Annotated in this window: 25 protein-coding genes; 18 read left to right on the top strand and 7 right to left on the bottom strand. The window is 57.0% G+C overall.

Translation table 11 applies throughout. The features are described from left to right. The first annotated feature begins 57 nt into the window (after positions 1-57). Both KTT_RS23895 and KTT_RS23900 read left to right on the top strand, forming a co-directional pair. Positions 58-756, top strand: coding sequence for a P-loop NTPase family protein (locus KTT_RS23895; protein WP_126598969.1), 699 nt, complete (start codon positions 58-60; stop codon positions 754-756). 119 nt (positions 757-875) lie between these two features. Beyond that, a complete protein-coding gene (locus KTT_RS23900) occupies positions 876-1,547 on the top strand; it encodes a hypothetical protein (RefSeq protein WP_126598971.1) in 672 nt (223 codons plus the stop codon). A 97-nt stretch (positions 1,548-1,644) separates the two neighbouring features. Here KTT_RS23900 and KTT_RS23905 read toward each other — a convergent pair whose 3' ends face one another. From KTT_RS23905 to KTT_RS23915, 3 genes are all read right to left on the bottom strand, one after another. Further along, positions 1,645-2,484, bottom strand: coding sequence for a sugar phosphate isomerase/epimerase family protein (locus KTT_RS23905; RefSeq protein ID WP_126598973.1), 840 nt, complete (start codon positions 2,482-2,484; stop codon positions 1,645-1,647). Beyond that, positions 2,481-3,539, bottom strand: coding sequence for a Gfo/Idh/MocA family protein (locus tag KTT_RS23910; protein ID WP_126598975.1), 1,059 nt, complete (start codon positions 3,537-3,539; stop codon positions 2,481-2,483). The genes KTT_RS23905 and KTT_RS23910 overlap by 4 nt, the downstream gene beginning before the upstream one ends. Before the next feature lie 125 nt (positions 3,540-3,664). Next, positions 3,665-4,465, bottom strand: a complete 801-nt coding sequence (locus KTT_RS23915) for a sugar phosphate isomerase/epimerase family protein (RefSeq protein ID WP_126598977.1) — start codon at positions 4,463-4,465, stop codon at positions 3,665-3,667. Between the two features lie 662 nt (positions 4,466-5,127). On the opposite strand from KTT_RS23915, the gene KTT_RS23920 reads away from it, so the two are divergent. The 7 genes from KTT_RS23920 to KTT_RS23950 all read left to right on the top strand — a co-directional run bounded on the left by KTT_RS23920 (position 5,128) and on the right by KTT_RS23950 (position 12,077). Beyond that, positions 5,128-5,346 (top strand): hypothetical protein, encoded by a 219-nt coding sequence (locus KTT_RS23920; RefSeq protein ID WP_126598979.1) that lies wholly within the window; start codon positions 5,128-5,130, stop codon positions 5,344-5,346. A 1,062-nt stretch (positions 5,347-6,408) separates the two neighbouring features. Further along, positions 6,409-7,899 carry a hypothetical protein gene (locus KTT_RS23925; protein WP_218030974.1) on the top strand — a complete coding sequence of 497 codons (1,491 nt, stop codon included), beginning with the start codon at positions 6,409-6,411 and terminating at the stop codon, positions 7,897-7,899. Between the two features lie 97 nt (positions 7,900-7,996). Then, positions 7,997-8,773 (top strand): VWA domain-containing protein, encoded by a 777-nt coding sequence (locus KTT_RS23930; protein WP_126598981.1) that lies wholly within the window; start codon positions 7,997-7,999, stop codon positions 8,771-8,773. A 26-nt stretch (positions 8,774-8,799) separates the two neighbouring features. Beyond that, positions 8,800-9,816 carry a hypothetical protein gene (locus KTT_RS23935; protein WP_126598983.1) on the top strand — a complete coding sequence of 339 codons (1,017 nt, stop codon included), beginning with the start codon at positions 8,800-8,802 and terminating at the stop codon, positions 9,814-9,816. Positions 9,817-9,818: 2 nt separating this feature from the next. Further along, entirely contained in the window at positions 9,819-10,475 is a 657-nt protein-coding gene (locus KTT_RS23940; protein WP_126598985.1) for a HesA/MoeB/ThiF family protein, read from the top strand. A gap of 135 nt (positions 10,476-10,610) precedes the next feature. Continuing rightward, positions 10,611-11,450: a phytanoyl-CoA dioxygenase family protein gene (locus tag KTT_RS23945; protein ID WP_371864904.1), complete on the top strand. Its 840-nt coding sequence runs from the start codon at positions 10,611-10,613 to the stop codon at positions 11,448-11,450. A 75-nt stretch (positions 11,451-11,525) separates the two neighbouring features. Next, a complete protein-coding gene (locus KTT_RS23950; RefSeq protein ID WP_126598989.1) occupies positions 11,526-12,077 on the top strand; it encodes an MOSC domain-containing protein in 552 nt (183 codons plus the stop codon). A 61-nt stretch (positions 12,078-12,138) separates the two neighbouring features. Here the strand turns inward: KTT_RS23950 and KTT_RS23955 are convergent, their stop codons facing one another. Beyond that, the gene (locus KTT_RS23955) at positions 12,139-13,182 is read right to left on the bottom strand and encodes a phytanoyl-CoA dioxygenase family protein (protein WP_126598991.1); all 1,044 of its coding nucleotides are present in this window, start codon (positions 13,180-13,182) and stop codon (positions 12,139-12,141) included. A gap of 147 nt (positions 13,183-13,329) precedes the next feature. Here KTT_RS23955 and KTT_RS23960 point away from each other — a divergent pair, with 147 nt between their 5' ends. Further along, positions 13,330-14,211, top strand: a complete 882-nt coding sequence (locus KTT_RS23960; protein WP_126598993.1) for an AraC family transcriptional regulator — start codon at positions 13,330-13,332, stop codon at positions 14,209-14,211. A 74-nt stretch (positions 14,212-14,285) separates the two neighbouring features. On the opposite strand, the gene KTT_RS23965 is transcribed toward KTT_RS23960, so the two are convergent. Further along, positions 14,286-14,849 (bottom strand): hypothetical protein, encoded by a 564-nt coding sequence (locus KTT_RS23965; protein ID WP_126598995.1) that lies wholly within the window; start codon positions 14,847-14,849, stop codon positions 14,286-14,288. Between the two features lie 189 nt (positions 14,850-15,038). Between KTT_RS23965 and KTT_RS23970 the strand changes: the two genes are divergently transcribed. Then, complete coding sequence (locus KTT_RS23970; RefSeq protein WP_126598997.1) at positions 15,039-15,827, top strand: nucleotidyltransferase domain-containing protein; 789 nt, start codon at positions 15,039-15,041, stop codon at positions 15,825-15,827. Positions 15,828-15,860: 33 nt separating this feature from the next. On the opposite strand, the gene KTT_RS23975 is transcribed toward KTT_RS23970, so the two are convergent. Next, positions 15,861-16,475 (bottom strand): TetR/AcrR family transcriptional regulator, encoded by a 615-nt coding sequence (locus KTT_RS23975; protein WP_126598999.1) that lies wholly within the window; start codon positions 16,473-16,475, stop codon positions 15,861-15,863. A 137-nt stretch (positions 16,476-16,612) separates the two neighbouring features. Here KTT_RS23975 and KTT_RS23980 point away from each other — a divergent pair, with 137 nt between their 5' ends. From KTT_RS23980 to KTT_RS24005, 6 genes are all read left to right on the top strand, one after another. Then, positions 16,613-17,194 carry a DNA-3-methyladenine glycosylase I gene (locus KTT_RS23980; RefSeq protein ID WP_126599001.1) on the top strand — a complete coding sequence of 194 codons (582 nt, stop codon included), beginning with the start codon at positions 16,613-16,615 and terminating at the stop codon, positions 17,192-17,194. A 428-nt stretch (positions 17,195-17,622) separates the two neighbouring features. Beyond that, a complete protein-coding gene (locus KTT_RS23985) occupies positions 17,623-18,126 on the top strand; it encodes a carbohydrate ABC transporter permease (protein WP_126599003.1) in 504 nt (167 codons plus the stop codon). 15 nt (positions 18,127-18,141) lie between these two features. Then, positions 18,142-18,555 (top strand): carbohydrate ABC transporter permease, encoded by a 414-nt coding sequence (locus KTT_RS23990; protein WP_268904539.1) that lies wholly within the window; start codon positions 18,142-18,144, stop codon positions 18,553-18,555. Positions 18,556-18,576: 21 nt separating this feature from the next. Further along, positions 18,577-19,434, top strand: a complete 858-nt coding sequence (locus KTT_RS23995; RefSeq protein ID WP_126599007.1) for a carbohydrate ABC transporter permease — start codon at positions 18,577-18,579, stop codon at positions 19,432-19,434. Positions 19,435-19,635: 201 nt separating this feature from the next. Then, complete coding sequence (locus KTT_RS24000; RefSeq protein ID WP_126599009.1) at positions 19,636-20,982, top strand: ABC transporter substrate-binding protein; 1,347 nt, start codon at positions 19,636-19,638, stop codon at positions 20,980-20,982. A 716-nt stretch (positions 20,983-21,698) separates the two neighbouring features. Continuing rightward, positions 21,699-22,607, top strand: coding sequence for an LLM class flavin-dependent oxidoreductase (locus KTT_RS24005; protein ID WP_126599011.1), 909 nt, complete (start codon positions 21,699-21,701; stop codon positions 22,605-22,607). A gap of 146 nt (positions 22,608-22,753) precedes the next feature. Here KTT_RS24005 and KTT_RS24010 read toward each other — a convergent pair whose 3' ends face one another. Next, positions 22,754-23,566, bottom strand: coding sequence for an aldo/keto reductase (locus KTT_RS24010; RefSeq protein ID WP_126599013.1), 813 nt, complete (start codon positions 23,564-23,566; stop codon positions 22,754-22,756). A 280-nt stretch (positions 23,567-23,846) separates the two neighbouring features. Here KTT_RS24010 and KTT_RS24015 point away from each other — a divergent pair, with 280 nt between their 5' ends. After that, a complete protein-coding gene (locus KTT_RS24015) occupies positions 23,847-24,566 on the top strand; it encodes an MgtC/SapB family protein (RefSeq protein ID WP_126599015.1) in 720 nt (239 codons plus the stop codon). The last annotated feature ends 8 nt before the right edge of the window (positions 24,567-24,574 follow it).

Consider the following 24,574-nt stretch of genomic DNA (forward strand, 5'->3'; position numbering starts at 1 on the left):
ATGCCCGGTGTTCTTTTGTTCGGTTCCTGACAGGTTTCCTTTTCAGAAGAGAACATTATGCTTCAAAAGAAAGGATACCGCATGCTCAAAATTCAGATATTGGGTGGCCCAGGTAGCGGAAAAACGACGCTGGGGGCAGAGATAGGCGCCAGGTTTGATCTTCCCTTTTATGAAACCGATGTTATTGGCATGAAGAATGGGATGCAGCATAGCGCCTGGATTCGGGATGCCTTCGAGATTAGCCCGCTGCCGGGCTGGTCTATAGAAGGTGGAGGGCTTATCTGGAATGAGCCTATTCTCGCTCAGGCCGACTATATTGTCTTGCTTGAGGTTCCCTGGCGTACGGCCGCCTATCGCATTGTGCGTCGTCACATCAGCAAAAGCCTGCGCGGTGTCAATCCCTATCCAGGGATCAGGTCACTCATCCTGTTTTTGAGGGATAGTCGCCGCTACTATTTGAATCAGTGTTGGCCCGAGCTGATAGAAGCTATGGATAGGTGCCTGGCAGAGCAGATTCCAGCGTCGCTCGATTCTGAGCAACTGCTTACGCGTTGTGAAACGTATGGGGTAAAGATTATTCAGACGCCTACCGCAGCGTTTATGCGCCAGTATCTCGAAAAATACAGGCAGAAGCTCATTATTGTGAGAAACAACGCTGAGCGAGCACGCCTGCTTGATTTCCTGGCGCAGCAGCGTTGCCCCAGCCCTGTAGGCATATATGTATTCTTAACAATCATTAAGATGCTGTACAAATAAATACAGTAATTATTTATATTTTCCATTTATGAAGGCGAGTAATATAAGTAGTAGAGAAAACATGTTTTCTCTATGGATCAAATAATAGCAATAAGTAAAAAAGGAAGGGGAACAATTTTATGGCAGGTAAGAGATCATTATCTAATGTCATGCGTATGAGCAAGGTGGGCATGCTGGTTGTGTTGCTTGCTCTGGGGATGCTCATGCATGCGGCCCTGTTTTGCAGCGCGGCATCGGCGCATTCTATGGACGGCCACACGATGAAGATGGGCCGGTCTATGACCTGGGGGCAGATGCATCGCTGGGGTCCTGGGCCTGGGGGTGGTCACTATGGACCACCGTTCTTTCATAAAGACCCCAGGGCGTTTGATAAGGTGAGGAAAGATGCGTTCACATTTACCTCAAGTGAAACGCAGCAGATTGTGCGGCTGTTTGTGCCTGCAGGAGAAAGCTATATCGTTACCGCTACTGGTTCCGCGAGGCGCATAGACAGTCCGGGGACAAATAGCTCACCAAAATTGTTGTGTTTCATTTCAAAGGGTGATGGGATGGCCGTTGGCGCTTTGGATACCGTAACGATTGATTCCGCACCCAGTTCTGACACGACTGAAAACCATGAGACACTGGCCGTCACTGATTCTGTTACCGTGGATGGGGGAGGCCAGTATAGGTGGGGCGAGATTGATTTTGACTGTACGTGGCAGAATCCTGATCGCCGGGTTGCGACGCCACGGATAGATCCTGGAGCCTCGATTACCGCGATTAAGGTTGACCTGCACGAAGAGTACTAATGCTGTTTTGAAGTATGAGAGAGACGACCCGGTTGCTCTATTTTAGAGCAGCCGGATCGCTTTTATTGTAATTACTTAGAGTATGGCATGGGTGGGTTTATTCGTAGGACCAGTCCATGGAGTTCAACATGGTTTGCAGGGCCTGGGAGGCGCTGCGGAAGAGGTCGGGTCCGCTGAAGCCCTGGAACTGTCCGGCGGCGGCCAGGTGGGGTTCGAGGGCGATGAAGCCGTCGTAGCCGTCCTGGCGCAGGCGTTGCAGGATGGCCGACCAGTTCGAGTCGCCCTGGCCCGCCACGACCAGCGTACCATCGGGGCTCACGTCTTTGACGTGGACGTATTCGAGCCAGGGTCTGGTGGCCTCGTAGGCATCCGGATAGGGCACCTGGTCGCACTGCAGGTAGTTGGCCGGGTCGAGTACCGAGCGGAAGTGCGGATCGTTGATGGTCTGCAGCAGATCGACGTTGCGCTCGATGATATCGCCATAGATGGCCTTTTCGTTCTCGTGCACGAGCACGACATCGGCGCTGCGCGCCCGGCGCGTCATCTCCTGCAGATGACTGATGACCTCGTCGCGGTAGGCGGCCGGATTGCTGGAGCCAGCCTCCTCTTTGACGGGTGGGTAGAACGAGAAGATGCGGATATACTTTGTATCGAGGGCTTTAGCGACCTCGATCGAGCGGTCGAAGCGCGCCAGATGCTCCTCGAAGGAGCTATCGATGGGCACCTTGCCGATGGGAGAGCCGATCGCCGCCACGCCGATCCCACCGGCGGTCAGCGTCTGTTTGATCTCCTGAATCTGCTGGTTGGACAGGTCAAGCACGTTAACTTTCCAGACCGAGCGCAGGTCGATGTAGTGGATGTTCTCGCTCTGCAGGACGGCGATCTGCTCATCAAGATCGGGCGAGATCTCATCCGCGAAGGCGGATAGACGGATCATGATAGGGTAACCTCCTTACCGGTGCTGGCGGCTTCATAGATGCCGAGGATGATCTCGACCGGGTGGCGACCGGAATGGCCATCCACCAGCGGCGTACCATCCTCCTGGATGGCGCGGATCATATCGGCGATCTGCTGGGCGTGGGTTGAGGCCTGCAGGGCGGCGGGATCGCTGGCCGTCGACTTTGCTGCGGCCGCGGCCGCGTCTGATTTCTTGCGTCCTCCACCGTAGGGTCCGACCTCTTCCGAATCCTGACTGGCCAGGTGCAGGTAGCCCAGGCGATCATCCTCAATGATGGCCGAGCCCTTATCGCCAAAGACCTCGATCCGTGTCGTCGCGCCAGGATAGGCGCCCGTAGTGGCTGAGATTGTTCCTAGCGCCCCGCTCTCGAAGCGCAGCACCGCCACCGCCACATCCTCGGTCTCCATCTTATGGACCAGCGTATCAGTGTAGGCACGGATCGTCTTGACGCGTCCCATCAGCCACTGCAGGATGTCGATCGAGTGGATTGACTGGTTCATCAGGATGCCGCCGCCGTCGAGCGCCCAGGTGCCGCGCCAGGCGCCGCTATCGTAGTACTTCTGCGAACGCCACCAGGGGATGGCCGCATTGCCCAATACCATGCGTCCCAGTGCCTGCTCCTGGATCAACTGGTGCACCTGCTGCGAAGCCTCATCGAAGCGATGCTGGCTGATTACCGCTACCTTCTTGCCGGTTTCGCGCTGAACCTGCAGGATCTCCTCGATACGGTCCTTGCGAATCTCCATCGGCTTCTCGATGATGACGTGGCGGCCGGAGCGCATAATCTGGCAGGCGTGCTCGCCGTGCATGCCGCTGGGGGTGCAGACATCGACCACATCCAGCTGCTCACGATCCAGCATCTCCTGCAGATCGGTGTAGGCGGTGGCGTGAAACTTATCGGCCAGCTTCTGGGCCTTTTCGGGAATGACATCGGCGACCGCCACCAGTTCAGCCTGCGGCAGGCTCTGCAACGCCTCCGCATGGGTGGGTCCAATCACACCGCACCCGACGATACCAAAACGCAATTTTTCCATCAGAAATGCAACTCCTTATGCATCAGCGGGAAGGTCTCCGCAGAGGCGTTCTCCGCTCATGTGCAACTATGCGACTGACATGGATAAAATAAAACCGCCCTCTTTATGGGAGGGCAGCGATGGCATTACACGGTCTGTCTGCTGCTCTCCTCCCACTGGGTGCGCAATTGCGCCAGCGCGGGGACCGCCTCGCTGGAGAAGTCGCTCCAATTGCACTCAATGGAGATGCGCTGATCGTAGCCAGCGCGATGGAGGGCCGAGAAGTAGGGGCGGAAATCCTCCCCATGGTGTCCGGGGGCCGCGCGATCCTGCTTCTCCGCCACGTGCACGTGCGCCAGCAGCGAGCGATAGGGCAGGATCGACTCGGGATCCTCGCCGTTGCAGGCCATATGGTAGACATCGGCCAGCAGGCGGGCGCCAGAGCCCGCGATGGTCGAGACCAGCGCGCCACCTTCGGCCACCGTATTCAGGATATTTGTCTCTTCGTAGCGCAGGGGCTCAAGCACGATCTGCACGCCATGCTCGCGCGCCCAGCCGCTCCAGGTCGCCATATGCTCCGCTAACTGTTGGGCCGCAGCCTCCTTCTCGATATCGGCCGGATAGTTTCTGGCCCCGCCACTGCCGAAGACAAAGATACGGATGCCGGCCTGCTCCGCCCGCCGCAACGCGGTACGCATATACGATTCCAGGCGTGGCCGGTCTACATGCTGGGAAGGTGACTCGATGAGCCGGAGATCGGCCGGCAACAGCGAATTGGCCGCCTCAACCGGAAAAGGCAGCTGCCGTACCGCGTGGAGCAGCTCCTCGAACTCCACCTGGGGCCGTTCGGGGATCAGAAAGCGCTGGACGTTTTCCTCTAGATAGTCAAGAGCGATCTCATTGAGCTGGGAGATAGTGCGAAAAGATGTGCAGATACCAAACTTCATCGTAGGTTCCTCTTCTTCTACTAACAACGAACGGCCAGATCAATCAGGCAGGTGTCCGACCTGTCGCATAGAAGGCACCGCCAGTGCCCATTCACCGCGCGCTACAAAAACAGCGGACGGTGCCGTGGGGCGCATACTGTTCTTTAACGACAAAAATAGCATATCACACGTGCCGGACCGGTCGAGTCTGCAGAGCCACCCGCAGACATAGCTCTGCCCTGATTCTTATAATCGGCACCTCGTCACCGTCCGGGCATTATCCGATCCTGAATTCCCCAGGCAACAGGCAGTCAGACAGCCTGCCATGCGGATGCAGTGGCTATGAAGAGGAAAATGTGACAGAGAATAATGAGGCTCTAAATCGGGGTGAAGTGGATGAAAGGTACATAAAAAATGTAGATTGGATGGACATTTCATCCATAATTACTAAAAAGTAATCGTTTACTGTATTACCCTTGAAAGGTAGCTCGACAATGCTGTATCTACCCGCCGAATCGCGTGCCCTGTCCGGTGCATGTCGAATATTTTGAAACTGCTCAAAATACGTGGCGTAAACACTTGATTTATTTAAATTTATCAGTTATCATTGCTATGAACGATAAGTACTTGACAAATAGCATTGAATTTAAGAACTGTTAATAAGATAAATGGAGGTGTGCAAAATGACGCAGATGGCAACAACTCCCATTCACATCCGCATTGGCGGGCGCAGTGAAGAGATTCCACTGGCTCAGCTGGGTGTGATGAATGCCGCGGACGACCTCCAGCTAAAAAATGCCGTGGCGCGCCACCTTGATCTCCCGGCGCAGTCTCTAAACAACCACGTGATCGTGCGTACGACGCAGGCCATCATCATCCGTCCCGAGGCGTTGTACGGCTAGGGCCGGACAGGAAGAAAAAGAGTGAGTGAGGCGTGTCCGGGGCGTACTCCAACTGGAAGGGCTTACATACGACTTTGGATCGTTTTTTTGTGCCCTTGCGACATGTACGTCCCGGGCTTGCTGCCCGCCCCTGATGCAAGCATTTGCGAGAGACGAGGCAGGAAGCGCCCGCAAGGGGCGCACCTACGGATAAATCCTGCTCTTGGGCAAAAGCATATATACGGCCCTGTACCCTGATAGATTGAACCTACAAACTGGTAATTCCCGCCCTTGCGGGAAGGGTTGGTTCGATCCCAACAACCTCCACCACCAATCGGGGGTTTTGAGCCCTTCGGGGCTGTGTTCAATAAACTTGTACAGGGCCGGCCAGATCTTTTCTTTACAAGCTTTTCTTTTGCCGATGATATCTTAGCCGAGGTGCGCTCCGACGGTGTGAGCTTACAAACTGTGGATTTTTAATCCAGCTGTCGCAGGTTCGAGTCCTGCCGGGATCGTTTGAACCCGTAGCTCAGTGGGAGAGCGCTTGTTTTCATGCTCGTGCGACTCGCGCACCTCGGCCTGGATATCGATCTATGAGATGGTGTTGTTGGCGAAACGTGCGCGGCCGGGTACGGGCCGCTTCGCAGCCAAGCCGGGGCAAGTCCGGCACCTACGGTCCTGTGCTCCAATCTGAAGAGCGTACATACGGTTACCTTTCTCTTTTACCTCTGGATTGGATGCGGGTCGAGTCCTGAACTCTGAACTGGTTGTAGTCATCCGCTGGATGATGCCATCAGAGCCCGCTCTTGTTAACTCGCATAGGACAGGCTTTTTATGTAGATACCGCGTTGACACCGACTGGTACCGGGCGCACTCCGACTGATAGAGCTTTCAAACATTTGAGCAATCTTCGTGGGTTCGAATCCCACCAGCTGTAAAGCTGTAGCCAAGTGGCCAAAGGCGGATGTCTTTCTTATAGCTCTATTGACTCGTGCGCCCGGTCCTGGTTGTATCGATAAAAGAATATTGTTTGCAGACATTTGCATATAGGTAGGAAGCGCCCGCAAGGGGTGTGCCTGCTGTGTGCCTGATGGTGATGTGATGACACAAAATCCCCCTGTTGAGCTGGATGTGCGTGTTGCGATTCTTAACTCGTTTTTGACCACACCACATCGTAAAATTGAGGAGCTGGCGCCGCTGCATGCGAGCGCGCTGGCCAATGATCCGCTTTTCTACAGTCGTCTGGCGCTGTGGTACTTCGCTAAAGGCGAGGTGCGCGATCATAAGCTGCTGTTCGTGGCGCATCTGGCGACCAGCGAGTATCCGGAGTTCCGCGAGGCGGCCTGGGTGCTGCTGCAGAAACTGGCGCCGTACGAGGTATCGCGCGCGCTCGACCACACCAAGAAGGTGATCGGCAAGACGCCACGTTCATTCAAGGGGGCGGTCGCGCATTACCTGCAGACGCGCGAGAATAATCCACGGCAGTTTGACGGTGCCGCCATGCGCGCGCGCAACGATCTCAAGCATCTCTACGCCAGTCTGCGCATCAAGCCGGGTCCGCGCGCGCAGGCGATTCTGTTCGACGAGCAGCCGCCGACCGACAGCCCGCTGTACTCGCTCAAGCAACTGGCCAAGGCCGACAGTGCCGAGGAGCAGGCGCGCATCATTATTGAGCACAAGATCCCGTACACCACGGCGGTCGGCGCGCTCAAGAACGTGACGCCGGTGGTGCTGGTGGCCTTGATCGAAGCGATGTCGCCGCAGGAGGTCATCAACAACATGGCCGCTCTCAAGAAGCGCGGCGCACTGGACAATCCCGAGGTCAAGGCGCTGGTCGATCAGAAGCTGGAGGCGGCTAAGACCGACAAGCGCGTCTCGACCCTGAAGGCGAAGAAGGCCATGACGGCCACAATGCTGGATGCCGAGACCGAGAAGGTGCTGACCGAGGTCATGGACCAGCGCGTCGCCAGCAAGGTCGAGATCAAGCGGCCCACGGCCCTGTTCGTAGACAAGAGCAGCTCGATGTCACAGTCGATCGAGGTTTCGAAGCAGCTGGCCGGTTTGATCAGCGCCGTTACGACGGCTGACTTTTATGTCTACGCCTTTGACTCGGCGGCCTTTGAGATTACCGTCAAGGTGCCTGAGGGCAAGCGTCCGATGCTGAGTGACTGGGAGAAGTCCTTCCAGTTCATCAAGGCCAACGGGAGCACCTCGATCGGGGTAGCTCTGGCGCAGATGACCAGGAAGCGGCAGTACGTAGAGCAGATTCTGATCGTAACCGACGAGGGCGAAAACTCCTCGCCGCTGCTGGCTGATGCCTGGATCGCCTACAGAGAGGCCATGAAGGCGGCGCCCTCAGTAGTGGTGGTGCAGGTTGGCGGTTATTACGACCGCTTCGCCCAGGGTCTGATGGATCGTGGTGTTGAGCTGACACGCTATCGCTTCGATGGCGACTACTACTCGCTGCCGAACGTGCTGGAACTGCTGGCTCAGCCCTCACGGGCCGAACTGGTCGAGGTCATTATGGGCTACGAGCTGCCGCGTCGCCCTGATCGCGTTCTCCAGGGCGTGTAGGCTGATAGTGTAAGTAGCGGGCATAGCAGATGGGAGCCAATCCATCTGCTATGCTCATGTTATATATCGGGTGTGTAAAGAAGTGCAGGGTGGTCATATGTATGAGGATATTAACCAGGTAGACCTCGCTTTTGTGATGGATACCACGGGGAGTATGGGACCATTAATCAAGGCCGCTCGTGAGCAGATGATTGAGATGTTGTGCCGGGTCGCGGCGGCAGCAGATATTCAGCTCCAGCTGGGCATCGTCGAATATCGAGACCACGAGCCGCAGGCGAAGCTGCTGACCAGGGTCTATCCGTTGACGGATGATCTGGAACAGGCGCAGCAGGTGCTGATGTCGCTGCGTGCTGACGAGGGTGGCGACGCTCCAGAGGCGGTGCTGGATGGTATTGTAGCCGCCTGCCACGAGCTATGCTGGCGCAGGCATGCCCTGCGTCTGCTGGTCCTGGTGGGTGACGCACCACCGCACGGAGTCGGTGTTGGCGGTGATTCCTTTGCCGGTGGATGTCCCTGTGGAGAGACTATTGCCAGTGTGACGCGCCAGGCGGAAGAGGCGTCTGTTACCATTCATGCGCTGGGCCTTACAAGCAGCGTGGATGCATCATTTAGCGAGATCAGCGCCCTGGCTGGTGGACAGTTTTTCGCCGCCGGGCAGGCGGATAAGGCTATCGTGCATATAGAGGAACTGCTCCAAAAGCAGTTTGCTGAACTGGAACTGGATCGCCAGATCCTGGCGCTGTATCGAGCGCAGCCCGAACTGGATAGCGAAACGCTGGCCCAACGCCTGGATGTACCCAGGCATGTCGCAGCGAACGCGTTGGTGCGCCTGCTTTCACGAGACCTGATCGAGGTCCCGGCCCGCCAGGCTTGAAGTGCTGAGAGAGATGGAAAGGTCATATGCCGGATAAGCGCAAGTCGCCAGTCACGAGAGGCAAGGTGGATGCCCGCGAGCTGATCGCCCGTCTGGGTCAGCAGGGTCGCGATCTACAGGAGTGTGAGCTGATCGCGCCACTGTTGGTTGGCGGGCGGATCCGCACGCGGCTGAACGGGCTGGTGTACGAGTTCCGGGTGCGCCAGCGCTTTGTGGGCTGGGGACGTTTTCGGCCCACCGGTGAGTCCGAGGCGCATCTGATCGAGGAGGCTCTACCGTGGGAGCGCGGGTCTTATCTTGAGCTGTTTCCCGCCTTGAGGATGCTGCTGCTCTGGCCCGATAGCGGTGGACGCTTTCCCGGCACCTGGTGGGCGCTTCCCTACAATGAGGATGACGCGCGCCGGCGCTTTGGTCTATCGATGGAGCCGGTGCCGGTCTTTCTGTGCGATCCCATGGAGGGCGCGGAACGCTTCGAGCGCGTCACCGTGCGCGTGGATGGCGGCATGCGTTGGTTCGAGGGGCCAGACCTGCGGGCCGATCCCCGCCACGCCGAGTGGCTGCGCGACGCGGCCGCTGTGGAGTCAGACAAGCCACTGGAAAAGCTTTTGTCGGGACTGGCGTCCTCTGAGCGGCTGGCTCTGCTACTGTGGCGCATCCATCAGCTGGAACTGACGAGAGGCGTGGCGGACGGAGGGATGCGGCCGCCACAGCGACGGCGGGAACAGCGCGACTGGCTGGCCGGGCAGACGCGGCAGCGCGCGTTGGAGCAGCAGTTGCGCCACGCCTTGAGCAAGGCCGACGCCACACTGCACAGCTATAGCGAGGTCGCCGCCAGCGATGGCTCACCGCACCACATGGTCGTCGAGTGGAGCGAACACGGACAGACGCGCCGCTACCGATCACTGGTCGATCCAGGACTCAACGTCGTCTCCAGCGGCATCTGCCTCAGCGGACAGGATCGCGACTTCGATCTGACCAGCCTGGTGAACGTGATGGCGGCCTCCCCTTCCTGGGCCGGCTACGATGACGAGGAGGATATATAAGCATGACACAGCAGCAGCCCTTGAATTCCCAGAGCCCCTTCTTTCATGAGGAGCGGCACGCGAGTCTGCAGCCGTTCGCCGGGCGTTTGATTACCATCTGTGGCGCCGGAACGCTGGGGGCCAACGTGGCCGAGACGCTGGCGCGCATGGGTTTCACGCAACTGCGCGTGATCGACAGGGATCGCATCGAGATGCGCAACCTGTCGGGCCAGCCGTATAGCCGGGCCGAGGTGGGCGCGCCTAAAGCGCGCGCCCTGTCCAATCTGCTCTATCGGGCCGTGCAGGCCCGCGTTGATCCAAAGGTGGTTGAGTTGACGGCCGAGAATGTGGTAGGTTTGTTGCAGGGGAGCGCGCTGGTGGTGGATGCCTTTGATAATGTAGAAGGACGCGAGGCGGTCAGCCGGGCCGCGCGCGACGCGGATCTGCCCTGTCTGCATATAGGGTTCAGCGGCGACGGAGTGTATGGCAGCGGTATCTGGGAACCGCGCTACCAGGTTCCGCGCGAGGTGCCTGGCGACCCCTGCGACTATCCGCTGACGCGTCCGCTGGCCTTGATGCTGAGCGCCCTGGCAGCGCGGGCTATCACTGACTTTTTCCGCCTGGAGCAGCGGCACGACTTCGAATTGACGTGGAACGATATAAAGGTGCATTATGGGTGAGATTGTTAAGTACCTCCTATTCTCCTGTTTGGTGATACAATGAGTCATCGTCTCCTACAGACGTATTTTCCTGACTTGCTCTGGTGGGCAGTGTCAAGACCGAAGATGTATGCATCGAGAAGGATAATATCAATGATGATGAATAAAGAGCAGACTCAGGTTCAAGAATTTGATGTAGCCACCATCATGGGGGGCTTGTATGGAGATGGAATTATCGGGTATAAAGGTGGCTTTTCTCGCGAGTGGATTCAACAACTGGGAGAAGATATCGACGTTCTTTTCCAGGAAGCGTTAAAACGGCCTGGTGGCGCGGTGGGACGCGGACCCAAACGATACTACGTGGAGATCCACCCGGAGGACATCCGTGGTTTTGTCGATCTCGCCACCCATCCCTGGGTAGTAGCTGTGTGCGAGGCGATCCTGGGTCCACCGTATAAGATTGTCGAGATCGGTTTCGACGTGCCGTTGCCCGGTGCGCAAAACCAGCCCTGGCACCGTGACTTTCCGGCTCCAAAGGAGACCCTCACTGGTCGTTATCTGACTTCGCTGGCATTTAATCTCACGACCGTCGATGTCTTTGAGGATATGGGCCCGTTTGAGGTTGCGCCCGGAACACAGTGGGACCGGCCCGTGGAGTTCCAGCACGAGATGTTTCCGCCCAAGACGTTGTACCCGCGCTATGAAGAGCGTGCGCAGAGGAAGATGCCGAAAATGGGGGACATTTCCGTTCGCTCGGCGCTGACCATCCACCGAGGTACAGCCAACCACTCGAACAAATCGAGACCGGTGCTTGTCCTCGGTGTCGATGCACCGACCGCCCACAATGCGGATCACCATGATCTGCAGATCACCCATCGCTTCTTTGAGACGCTGCCCCCGCAGGTGCGCGATCACCTGACCTATCGGCTGGTTGACACGCTGGAGCCGATCCATCAACTGCACCAGATTGAAACGTTGATGATGGGCGAAGCCTGATTCCGGTGGGGAAGGTACTCGTGGGTCGAGAGTTTTAATCGGACGCGAGGTCCGAACATATGGGAGGTTTTCACTATGGGCAGCTTTGAGGGTGTAGTGGTGGCGGTGAGCTGTGATGGGGTGCATGCGTTCAGCAAGCCGAATCGGGAGCGAATTCGGCTGTTGCAGGGGCTGGGGGTCGATGGGGACGCGCATATGGGGGTGACGGTGCAGCATCGGTCGCGAGTAGCGGCCGATCCGTCGCAACCGAATCTGCGGCAGGTACATCTCGTTCATAGCGAGCTGCACGAGGAGTTGCGGGCGGCTGGTTTCGATGTGTCGGCGGGACAGATGGGTGAGAATATAACGACGCGCGGCATCGATCTGCTGGGTCTGCCCAGGGGGACACGTCTGCACCTGGGTGAGAAGGCGGTGGTTGAGGTCACGGGCCTGCGCAATCCCTGCGGGCAGTTGAACGGCCTGCAGGCTGGATTGCTGCCGGCGGTGCTGGACCGCGATGAGCAGGGGAACCTGGTGCGCAAGGCGGGCGTCATGGGTGTGGTACTGGTGGGAGGCGAGGTGCGGCCCGGCGATGTCATCCGTGTTGAATTGCCAGCCGAGCCGCACCAGCGTCTGGAGCGCGTGTGAGCGATTGAGATGTTTACGCGCGTCGAGAGGTTTAATCGGACGCGAGGTCCGAACGTATGGATTACGAGGATGCGTGGTTTTCGGGTTCGTCGGGGTGGGCGGTGAGGGTCATGAGGTCGTTGTCCATGTCGCCCATCATCGACATGGGGGCCTGCTGGCGTCTTGGACGCGGTGCGGGTGGCTGATTGGCGGCGCAGGGCGTGCCGAACTTTGGTTGGGCATAGGGCAGGTGGGTGGTGCCGCGCCCCAGGATGTGCAGGTAGTTGGCTGAGTCGCCCTCGTAGGGTGCGCCGGAGTTCCAGGGCACGAATGAGCGCGCATTGCAGTAGTGGCCGACGAAGGCGCGGCGCGAGCGATCCTTCGTGTGATTGGCGTGTGAGCGATGCAGGATGTGGCCGCCGAAGAAGACCACATCTCCGGGATCGACCTCGGCCTTGACCTCTCTGCCGGGATATTTGCGGGCCACGCGGGTCAGGCCGTTGGCGTTCTCATCGGTATGGCTGGCGTTATAGATCGGCTCGATATCGCTCAGGTCGCGCTGTCCATTTTCCGACTGACCATCGGAATCCGGATAGACCGGCTCATGCTGCGAACCGACCGTCATCCACAGGCAACCATTCTCCTCATCGGCGCGATCGAGGGCCAGCCAGGCGCCGCACAGCGTATCCGGGAAGGTCGGGATATAGTAGGAATCCTGGTGGTAGCCCTGTCCCTGTTGTCCCGGCTGTTTGAAGAAGAGCATCGACTGCAGTGCCAGCACATCGGGACCGATCAACACCTCCAGCACATCGAGGATGCGTGGGTGAAGCAGGAAGCGCTCATGGATGGGTAGCACGCGATGCAGCATATGGACGCGCAGATAATAGGAGATCTTCTTATCGGGGTCCCAGTCGGCGGGCGGAGGTGTCACGCCCGGGAAATGCTCCTCCCCGGCCAGAATGCGATCCATGTGCGCGTTCATCTCCTGCACATCCTCCTGCGGCACCAGATTGCGCACAATCAGGAAGCCTTGCTCACGAAACTTCACATAATCTTGCACCCTGATGGGATAATGTTCATAGTGCCTGACCGGTTGGTTCGGGCTGGTCTGCGAAATGGTCGTCATCTGAAAGCTCCTTTGCTACGATAGTATGCTTCAGTCTTACTCCAACCTGCATAGATAGCTGGCTCAAGTGATAGATATAGCATAAAAGGAAAGAGCTGGAAGGTCGATAGCTGAAATGCATAAGAATGTGTCTGAGATTAACCTGATATGGATAAACGCATCATCACACAGGACAAGAGGAAAAGGCTGGCCGAGCTGCAGCAGCGCGAGCAGGATACATCGTACTGGTCTAACGAGATAGTGCTGGGTGAGGTGGTCTACCCGCCTGGCAGCACGCTGGGTCCGCGCATCCAGCCCACACTACAGTTTGTCTTTGTGCACGCCGGGCGCATCACCATTCGCATCGATGAGCGCACGCACGCGATACCTGCCAATAGCGCCTTTGTGCTCTATGCGGGTCATCGTGAATATTTTGCTTTTGCGGAGGACAGCGAAACCATTCACAGCTGGATTCACATCGCTCCGGCGCTGGTCGATGCGGAGATAATCAACCGACTCGAAAAGCAGCCGTGGCCGCTGCCGCTCTCGCCGGCCATGCAGCAGCTGATGCAAGACGCCCTGGCGCTGCAGGCCAGCACTTTTCCCACCATCAAAGAAATGCTGCGTGCGCTGGCGCTACAGATATGCTGGCGCTACATCGGTGAGGGAGAGCAGCTAAGCCAGGGTCACGAGGCGGTGCGGGCGCACAGCGCCGTGGGGCAGGCCCAGCAATTTATTTATGAGCACCTGGGCGAGCCATTGACGCTGGCGATCATAGCCGAGGCTGCCGCCATCAGTCCCGCCCACCTGATCCGCTTATTTCAGCAGCACCTGCACACCACGCCGATGGCCTATGTCTGGGAGCAGCGCATCGCCATGGGCATCAAGCTGCTGGAGCAGACCGGCCTCTCGGTGGGTCGCATCGCCGAACAGTGCGGTTTTCAATCGCGCTACCACTTCTCGCGCCGCATTCGCCAGGCCATCGGCTACACTCCCCTGGAGGTGCGCCACCGCTCCTGGCAGCTTGATTCCTCGGCGCAGACAGAATAGAAATCGGACGGCGAGGGTCGAACCTACGAGGGTGTGATCGTGCGTGAAGGGGAAATCGACCGCGAGGGTCGAACCTACGGGGGCGTGATCGTGCGTGGAGGGGCCATGTTTTTTTCTAACAAGCCGCCGAGTGCTCCGATGCTGGTTCCCATGCCGAAATGTAGCAGGAGGAACATGACAATAAAGTGCAGTCGAACACTAAAAAGATAGCCGCTGTCTCTGCCTGCCAGTAGAGACAGTACAGCGATCACGCTAATTCCTGTCACTACACCAGCCAGGGTGTAGCAGAGGCTAGCCCAGATACAGGCGATAACGGAGGCGGTAACCTGTCGCGCGCGCCTGGCGACGAAGAAGCCGGCCAGAAAATAGATGATCCAGTCAAGCAAGACCGTTGTTATCTGGAGGTTGCGTGGGCTGATCATGATAAAGCTAAGGTGGTAGGTTGCTATGAATTGGGGCGAAGCTTGGCTGAATGCTACGATGACAGCGTTGCCGATGAGGTAGCGGAGGACGAGGATGGCACCAAATACGAGCCCATATTTGAGGGCAATCTTTTTTGTGGATAGTGGTCGTAGTGGCAGGGAGGTACAGGTTGAATGAGATGAGAATGCTGGCTCTTGTGGCGGGAGCTGCTGCATAGTGATACCTATTCTTCTTATAATTATACATTCATGTGTATAATTATAAGGCATCTGGTCAGGAAAGATTATGAACAAGCTTACTATATTTGATGGGTAGAGAAGAGAATGGTGTAATTGGTACATGATACTGTTAGAGACCAGGATGTGATGTGGACACGCCACAAAGAAGAAGGAGCAGATGTAATTATGGTGCAAGATCTGGCTGCGTTTCCAGAACGTTTCCATGCTGCTGTCCAGGCTATTGAACGCCTGCAATTCCAGGACCGCTACCTGGGCGCATTTATTTTTGGCTCACTGGCACGCCAGGAAGCAACCGATCAGAGCGATTGTGATGTGCAGGTAATCGTCGATGAAGATAATCCATGTGCCAACATCAATCATCCTGTTATCGGGGGCGTCAAGTTGGATCTAACATTTCTCTCGCTCGCGCAATTGAAGGCCAGAACGCAGCAGGAGATGGAGAGGCGTGAACGGATTCCCATGATCGCCGAATCGCTGACTGTGTTTGACAAAACGGGCCAGCTTAGCGCCCTGCGAGAGCAGGCAATGCAGGTGCAGCCCTGGAAAGCGCGCCCGGAAGAACTGCAATTGCTCCAGTTTATGTTCTTCCATGGCAATAACAAAGTGGAGAGGAACCTGGATGCTGATCCGGTTACGGCCCTGCTCGCGATGCACGTTGGTCTCGACGATTTTCTCCACTATCACTATCAAATCCAGGGACGATGGTGGGTCAGCAGCAAAAGGCTGCTGGCTGACTTGCGTGGCTGGGATCCTCCCCTGTCTCAGCTTGTAGAGCAATTCGTAACAACGGGAGAGCTCCATGCGAAATTTGGCTACTGGTCAGCCATCATCGACCATATTATGAAGCCGATAGGGGGCCGCCAGCCAATCGAGGAAAACAACTGTGAGTGCGCGGTATGCCGGCATGATCTTGGCGTATTGTTTTCCCAGACCGGGGACGCGCGTTCCAATTAAGACAAGAAGAACGTATGGCTCGCAAGGATATATTTACTGTGATGAGGAGGAGGGGGAGAGGAGGGCGCGAACGGCGGTGAGGAACTGGTCGAGGGTAGTGGGGGGATGTCCGAGGAGGGTCTGGAGGGTGTAGCCGTGGCTAAGGCTGAGGATGAGCGTGACCAGGGTCTGGGGAGTGACGCCGGGGAAGCGGGTCGGTTCGGCCTCGATCAGATCGCAGGCGATGGGGAGGAACATCTGGCGCCAGCGCTCAAGGCCGGTCAGCATGCGCTGCCGAATGGCGGGCACGCGGCTACCCAGGGTCCAGTAATCGTAGAGCAATTCCAGACGTGCCAGCGATTTTTGATTCTGGGTGATGGTGGCATCGCGCATCTCCTGCTCAACCAGTTCGAGCAAGCGTTCATGGGGAGGGAGGGCCGCCGAAACCTGCCAGGTGGCGAACAGGTCGTCCAGCAGCCAGTCGAGGAGCGCGACCAGCAGGGTGTCCCTGCTGTGAAAGTAGCGAGAGACCTGGCTGATGCTCAGGTCGGCCTCGCCCGCCACCTGGCGCATCGTCAGCCGCGCCAGACGTTCGCGTAGCGCGACCTTAAAGGCGGCCTGTAAAATCTGTTCGCGCCGCTGCATGGCACCCTCTTCTTTGTCGGGCATATGCCTCTCCTTCCTCCTCTTGCGCGCTGCTTGTCCTGATGGTTTGACATGGCTATACTTCAACCATAACAGACATGAGAAATGGCATCATCTCTGATGGAAGGTAATTCTACAGCGCGATGCCGGAAGGGGAGACAATGACTACTGAACAAAGAGAAGCCACGAATGAGGAGAGACGACGGTGTCAGTGGGCGCAGTCGAATGAGTTGTTCTATGTGTATCATGACGAGGAGTGGGGTGTCCCCGTACACGATGATCGGCTGCTGTTTGAGATGCTCAATCTGGAGGGGGCCCAGGCCGGCCTGAGCTGGCTCACCATCCTCAAGAAGCGCGAGAACTATCGGGCGGCCTTCGATAATTTTGACGCTCACAAAATCGCGCAGTACGACGCGTCCAAAAAGGAGTCTCTGCTGGGGGATGAAGGCATCGTGCGCAATCGCTTGAAGATCAACGCGGTGGTGGAGAACGCGAAGGCGATGCTGGAGGTGCAGTGTGAGTTCGGCAGCTTTGATCGCTACATATGGCGGTTTGTGAATGGTCAGCCTTTGGAGGCCGACGACAGGCAGCGGGCGGTGGCCATCAGTGAGCATATGAGCAAGGATCTGAAGAAGCGCGGCTTTCGCTTTGTCGGCGCTACCATCTGCTACGCTTTCATGCAGGCGGTCGGTATGGTGAATGACCATACCGATGATTGTTTCCGCGCCGGTATGCAGGCGTGATGGTGTAGAGGAACAGAACGGATCGATGCGTGACAAGCCGAGACAAGCCAGGCATTTACGGGATTTAACAAGGATTTTGCTTGCGGTTTATATATTGTTAAATTTGCGCGAATAAAATGAATCGAGCAGATATTCATGAGATAGTTGGTAGATGAATATAGACTGGTTATGGTAAAATAGCCCGGTAAATGGGTCAGTATGCTCAACAGCGGGGTAGCGTTTAAAAGTTGCTCCGCGCTGGTACGCAGTTAGCAAGCTCGATGTGTACCAGAGGTTGGTAGAAACGCGCATTCTTCAGGATCACGCCAAAGGTCGGAGAGAGTGCGTCATACACCCATGTTATGGCAGCCGATCGTCTTATGATCGGGTATGCTGCTATGTCACAATAGCTCGTCGAGATAATCTTTTCAAACGAATACAGGATAGTAATGATCCAGACAAAGACAGTTAAACACTCGAAGTTCTGGCATATAAGGCACTGGTTTGCCACCGGACAGGCATATTTGTATCTGTTACCCGCATTTATCGTCCTGGCGCTCTTCTCGTACGGTCCGGCGGCCTTCGTCTTTTATATGAGCCTCTTTAAGTGGAGTTTTCTCAACCAGGGGACGCAGCCATTTATCGGCCTGGGCAACTTTGACTATCTATTTCACAGCGCCACCTTCTGGCACGCGCTGCAGACCACCATCCTCTACGTCGTGATTTCGGTGCCACTGCAGATGGTGCTGGCCTTATTTCTGGCCCTGTGCCTGATGTCTGGTATCCGGGCCAAAGCCTTCTGGCGCCTGATCATCTTCTCGCCCTTTATCACGCCCATGGTAGCCACCACTGCTATCTGGTACTGGATGTTTGATCCTTATCATGGTCTCTTTGACGGCATCCTGCGGCTGCTGCACCTGCATCCCATCGACTGGCTGGGGGACCCCCACTGAACCCTGTTCAGCATTATCCTTTACACGACCTGGAAGTCGGCCGGATTCAGCGTGGTGCTCTTCATGGCGGGGCTGGGGAACATCCCGCCGGACCTGCGCGAGGCGGCGCGTGTCGACGGGGCCAACTCCTGGCAGGTCTTGCGCCAGATCACCTGGCCGCTACTCAAGCCGATCACCCTGGTGGTGCTGTTGCTGGGAACGATCGAGGCCTTCAAGATGTTCCAGCCTGCCTTCCTGCTGGTCGGACCCGTAGGTGGCGCGGGCAACGCAGCCAACACGCTGGGGCTCTATCTCTTTTCCGAAGGCTTCTCTACCGATCCCCATGATGGGCGTGGCGCCGCCATCTCCGTCGTCCTGTTTGCCCTGGTGTTCATTATCTCGATTGTGCAGTTGAGGATATCACGCAGGGGGGTAGAGACAGTTGATTAACATGAGCAGGAGGGCCTGGTAATGGCTACTCGACCGGTCGCCCCGAGGCGCAAGGTAAATTATCGGAGCATACAGTTATGCTGGCAGTATCTGGTCATTGTGGTGGCCGCGCTGATCGCGTTCTTTCCCATCTACTGGATTCTGATCTCATCGCTGCTGAACGCGCGTAGCGCCGCCGATGTCGTGCCGCACTTCTGGCCCGACTGGCAATGGTCGAACTACACGCGGGCCTGGCAGCTTGAGCCCTGGATACAATTCTTTCTCAACAGTATTTTTATCGCCACCTGCACGGCGGTCCTGGCGGTGCTGACCTCGCTGCTGGCCGGCTACGCCTTTGGCACCATGAAGTTTCCCGGTCGCAACCTGCTCTTCCTGCTGGTGCTGGGACTGATCATGATTCCGGGCGAGGCCACCCTGATCCCCAGCTATCTCATCGTATCCACGCTGGGATGGATCGACACCTACCAGGCGCAGATTATTCCCTATGCCGTCAGCATCTCAGGCATCTTTCTAATCAGGCAATTCTTTCTCTCGCTACCGCCCTCATTATGGGAGGCGGCCCAGCTTGACGGCTGCTCACGCTTTGGCTTTCTCTGGCGTGTCGCGGCCCCGCTGGCGCGTCCGGCCATCGCCGTCGTCGCGTTACAGGTCTTTATCGGTAGTTGGAACGCATTTCTCTGGCCCTACCTGGTCACCAGTTCCGATGCGCACCGACCGATCGAAGTAGGCTTGCAGGCATTTATGAGTGGAGAGGGAGGGACCGATCCAACCGGTCTGGCGGCGGCCGCCGCCTTCACCACGCTGCCTGTCCTGCTGGTCTTTTTGTTAGCCCAGCGTCAGTTTATCGAAGGCATCTCAGCTGGTAGCACCAAAGGGTAGGGGGCGCGTGAGCGCCTCCGCACGTGCGTCCGCTGCGCGGCCGCATTGAATTTTTATCTGCTGATGCATGGGGGCGCACTTGCGCCCCCATGCATCAGCAGATGGATATCTGTTTGACGCGCAAGCGCGGAGATCCCTATGGGAAGAACTCGTTTATTTTTTATTTTTTATTGCAAGCATAGGAAAGGATTAGGAAATTCTATGCGGTTAAAATGGTCACATATGACCTTTGTGTTGTTGATTCTGGCAATGCTGGCCCTGGCGGCCTGCGGTGATAGTGGAGCGACCTCGGGCAACAAGAGCCAGGGGCAGTCGAACGGCAACGGCGATCCGACCAGTTTTGATGCTTCAAAGCAGTATACGATTAATTTCTGGGAGGCGTTCGCCACCGGAGCCAACAAGAAGGTGCTGGAGAGCCTGACCAAACAGTACACCGACAAGCATCCTAACGTCAAGATCAACCTGCAGGCCTATGATTCGTACACTACCTTGCAGACCAAGCTGAACGCGTCCATCGCCGCCAAGAATCCTCCGGCTATCGCGCAGGTCTACGAGAACTGGGCCATGCAGTACAAGCAGAACGACAACATCGTCTCGCTGCAGCCCTACATCTCGGGCAAGAACGGGCTCAGCTCAAGCGAGATGTCTGACTTCTATCCTTCTCTGCTCAAGGATGGTCAGATCGATGGGCAGCAGTACATGATGCCGTTCAACAAGAGCGACGAGGTCCTGTATTACAACGCCGACCTCCTGAAGAAGATGGGCATCGAGCCACCAAAGAGCATGAGTGAGCTGATCGTGGACCTGGCCAAGGTTACCAAAAGCGACGGCTCGCAGTGGGGACTCTCCCTGACCCCCAGTGTCGACGAGTGGTCTATTCTGTACAAAGCTCTGGGTGGCAAAGATTTTGTCTCCAGCGATGGTCAGAAGTCAGCCTTCGCGCAGGGTGGTAATAAGGCCTTCGCCAAAAGCGCCCTGGAGACGCTGGCCCCGCTGGTCAAAGCCGGCGCCGTCCACGTGACCAAGCAGTACGCGTGGCAGAACGATTTTGCCTCCCAGAAATCGGTTTTCGCCCTGGCGACCGTGGCCAGCTATAGCTTCCTGCAGGCTTCGATCAAGGGCGCCTTTGCCTTCAACGAGGCTGCCATCCCGGCTGGTCCCGCCGGACAGTACACGGTCCTCTACGGCACCAACCTCTCGCTGTTTAAAGGCGTCAGTGACGACACCCGTGCTGTGGCCTGGGATTACCTCAAGTTCCTGATCAGCAAAGATGCGAATACCACCTTTGTACAGAAGACCGGCTACCTGCCGATTCGCCAGTCGGTGTTCAACAGCGATGCCATGAACAGCTACTACAGCAAGTTCCCGGCGCGCAAGGTCGGCTCGGAGCAGATCAACAACGCCTTCGTGGCCTCGTTCCAGCCCGGCTGGCAGAAGTGCCGCGACGAGATTACCAACGACTACACCAGCGTCCTCAGTGGTCAGAGCAGCGCGGATGCGGCCCTGAGCAAGATGGAGCAGCAGTGTAACGACGCGCTGGCGCAGTAGATTGTGCGCGAGAGCGCATTAAACATATAAGGGTGTGTTTAATTTTTGTTACCCTGGGGGCAGGTGAGCGCCTCCGCACTCGCGGCCGCTGCGCGGCCGCACCGGTTATAATTATTGGTGCTGCAGGGGCGCGAATGCGCCCCTGCAGCACCAATAATTATAAGGATTGGCTGTGCCAATAATTATAAGGATTGGCTGTGCCAATAATTATAAGGATTGGCTGTGCCAATAATTATAAGGATTGGCTGTGCCAATAATTATAAGGATTGGCTGTGCCAATAATTATAAGGATTGGCTGTGCCAATAATTATAAGGATTGGCTGTGCCAATAATTATATGGTCCTTTTCGTGACAAAGCCGGGGCGAGGCCCAATACATTCAACATAATACGCTGGTGCCCCTTTGAGAGGGGGGATGGATCGTTGGTGGAACGTGCGCGCCCGGGTACGGGGCCGCTGCGCGGCCAAGCTGGGGCAAGCCCAGTTGAGGATGCCCCCAGCATCCTCGCCTACGACGATCTTCATTTGCGATGGTGCTACATTGAATGTATTGGGACGAGCCCGGCACCTACGAGGTGGGGGAGATGGTTTTTGGCAGGGTGTCTCGTACGGACTGGCTGGATAGGCCGTCAGGAGAGGGGACGGCGCAGAGCGTCATGTGAGATACTGTTGGCATAACGTCGTCTTTACATAAATAGACATACGTATAAAGGGGGTATGATGGCACGTATTCAGTTTGGGCTGGCATTACCCAGTGGTCCTCGTGACGGGATGGCCCGTGAAGTATTTATGGAGCAACTCAAGAAGAACCTGGACGTGGTCGACGGGACATTTGACTCGATCTGGTTTATTGATCATGTGCAGTTCAAGGGGAGTCCTTTGCTGGAAGGCTGGACGGCCCTGGCCTATATGGCGGCGCTCTACCCATCGTTTGACTTTGGGCACGTGGTGCTGTGCCAGTCGTTCCGCAATCCGGCCCTGCTGGCCAAGATGGCGGCGACCGCGCAGTTTATGAGCGGAGGGCGTTTCGTGCTCGGCATCGGGGCTGGCTGGCACGAGGAGGAGTATAACGCCTATGGCTATGACTTCCCCGGAGCAGGCACCCGTGTTGAGGAGCTCGATGAGACCTTGAAGATCGTCAAAGCGCTGTGGACGCAGCCCCAGGCTACTTTTAAGGGCAAGCACTACCAGGTATCCGAGGCTTTTTGCGAACCGAAGCCAGATCCTGTCCCACCGATTATGGTTGGCGGAGGCCAGCCACGCATGTTACGGCTCACCGCCCGTCACGCCGATTGGTGGAACGTCTCGCAGGTCGACATCAAGCGTTATCGCGAGCAGGTCAGGATGAGTGAAGAGGCCTGCGCGGCCGTCGGACGTGATCCATCCACCCTGCGCCGCACCTGGTTCGGCGGCTGCTACTGCGTTCCCGAAGGGACCGCCGAGGCCGACATCGACACCTCGCTGGTGCGCTCGCCCAATCCCTTTGTTGGCACGCCAAAGCAGGTTATCGAGCAGATGAAGCCATTCATCGATCTCGGCGTCGACTACTTTATGTTGAAGCCCGAGAGCTTCCCCAATACCACCTCGCTGCGTCTGCTGGTCGAGGAGGTCTTCCCCAGGCTTTGAGGGATGTCAAACACACTTTTTACCGAGGTGCGTGTGCGCCCCCGCTCAGGTCGCCGCATGCGCGGTGGCACTGGTTTTTATATGGGTACATCGGGGACGCTGCTGCGCCCTTGATGTACCCATATAAAATTCTTATAGCCTTGAGGTTACGAGGTAGCCAGGCGGGCCACGAGGTCGCGTTCGGCGGGGCCGAACCAGGGAGGACTACCGGCGGCCGCATTCTCGATGACGCGCTGGGTCTTTGTGGTAGCCGGAATGGCCACGTGGCAGCGCTCATCGCTGAGTATCCACTTGAGCAAGGCCTGTCCCCAGGTTTTGACGCCGAAGGGGGCCAGCGGCTCCAGAGCCTGGGCCGAGGGTGGCTGACGCATCAGGCTCCCCTCGCCAAATGGGCGCATCACGATCACGCCCAGCCCCAGATCGGCGGCCAGTGGCAGGATATCTTTTTCCACGTCGCGCTGCAGCGGGTTATAGGGGACCTGGATGAGTGAGATGCGGCCAGTCTTCATGATTTTGCGCAGTTCTTTAAAAGCGGAGGGACTATAATGAGTCGCCCCGATGGCCCCGATGCGTCTCTGCTCTTGCAGACTCTCCAGCAGGGCCAGGTGCTCCAGCCAGTTCTCCAGATTGTGGATCTGATAGACATCGATGAATCCATTGAAAAAGTTCAATGCGCGCTTCACCTGCGTCTGCCCCTCCTCACGCGTGCGCGCCCACACCTTGGTGGCGATGATAGCCTGCTCGCGTCGGCCGCGCAGAGCCTCGCCGAGGGCCTGCTCGGCCGATCCATACATGGGGGACGAATCAAAGAACGACACCTCTTGCGAGAGTGCCGTATCGACCAGCATGCGAGCATTCTTCATAGCTGACTGCTCACCGCGTGTATCAAAGGTACGCCAGGTGCCCATGCCAATTGTGGGCACACGGATCTGACTGGAACCCAGTATACGATAGTCCATACAACAACGCCTTTCCAGGGCAGCTTGACCGACCGATCACTGGGCGCTCATCATCGCTGCCGCTAAATAGAACAACTCTGTTTCAAAACGTCTGACCGGGAAGCGCAAAAAAGACCCTCCCACCAATAGCACGTCTGGCGTAGTGGTTTTGGGTTACCTATAGAAAGCAAGTACCGTTGGATGGGTCAAAGAATGGAATATAATAAGGTATCTCGTATAAGAAATAAGAATAGTTTCATAAAAGCCCGACGGCAATGGAGGGAGGAAGCGCCGACACGCTATGATTAGCTTGCCTGAAATGTTATTACGACTCATCGTATCGATGCTGCTGGGAGGGATCATTGGGTGGGAGCGGGAGTATAGTGAGCACCATGCGGGGGTGCGCACCAGTGCCCTGGTGGCGCTTGGAACAACGCTGTTCACCATCATCTCCGTCTATGGCTTCTATGATCTGTTGAATCTGCCGCATATCCAGCTCGATCCATCGCGTGTCGCCTCTTATATTGTAGCGGGCATCGGTTTCCTGGGAGGAGGAGCCATCTACTTCCGGCAGGATCTGCAGAAAGTCAGGGGACTGACCTCGGCCGCCTCGGTCTGGGTGGTGGCTGCCATCGCCATGGCCTGTGGCGTTGGCTTCTTGATCGAGGCCGCCATCACCACCCTGCTGGTCTTATTTATCCTGATCGGCATGCGTTACGTGGAAGCCAGGTTTCTGCCATTCAGGAGCCAGCACCTGCAGGAATTGTTTATCCGCTTCGTGGATGCCGAAGAAGGCGCCCTGCTTGGGAAGATCTATGATACCCTGAGTGCTCTGCACATAGAGATCGTGCGGATCGACATCTACACCCAGAAGACCGAGCAAGGCACCGAGCACAAACTGGATATCGATTGCCATGTCAGGGACGCGCACGCGATGATGCAGGCCATCGACCAGTTGCGCGCCATCAAAGGGATTCAGGATATCAAATTCTCAACCAGAAAAGGCCTCAGCGTTGATTAGCCCATCAG

The sequence above is a fragment of the Dictyobacter aurantiacus genome (assembly GCF_003967515.1).
GTDB classification, from domain to species: domain Bacteria; phylum Chloroflexota; class Ktedonobacteria; order Ktedonobacterales; family Ktedonobacteraceae; genus Dictyobacter; species Dictyobacter aurantiacus.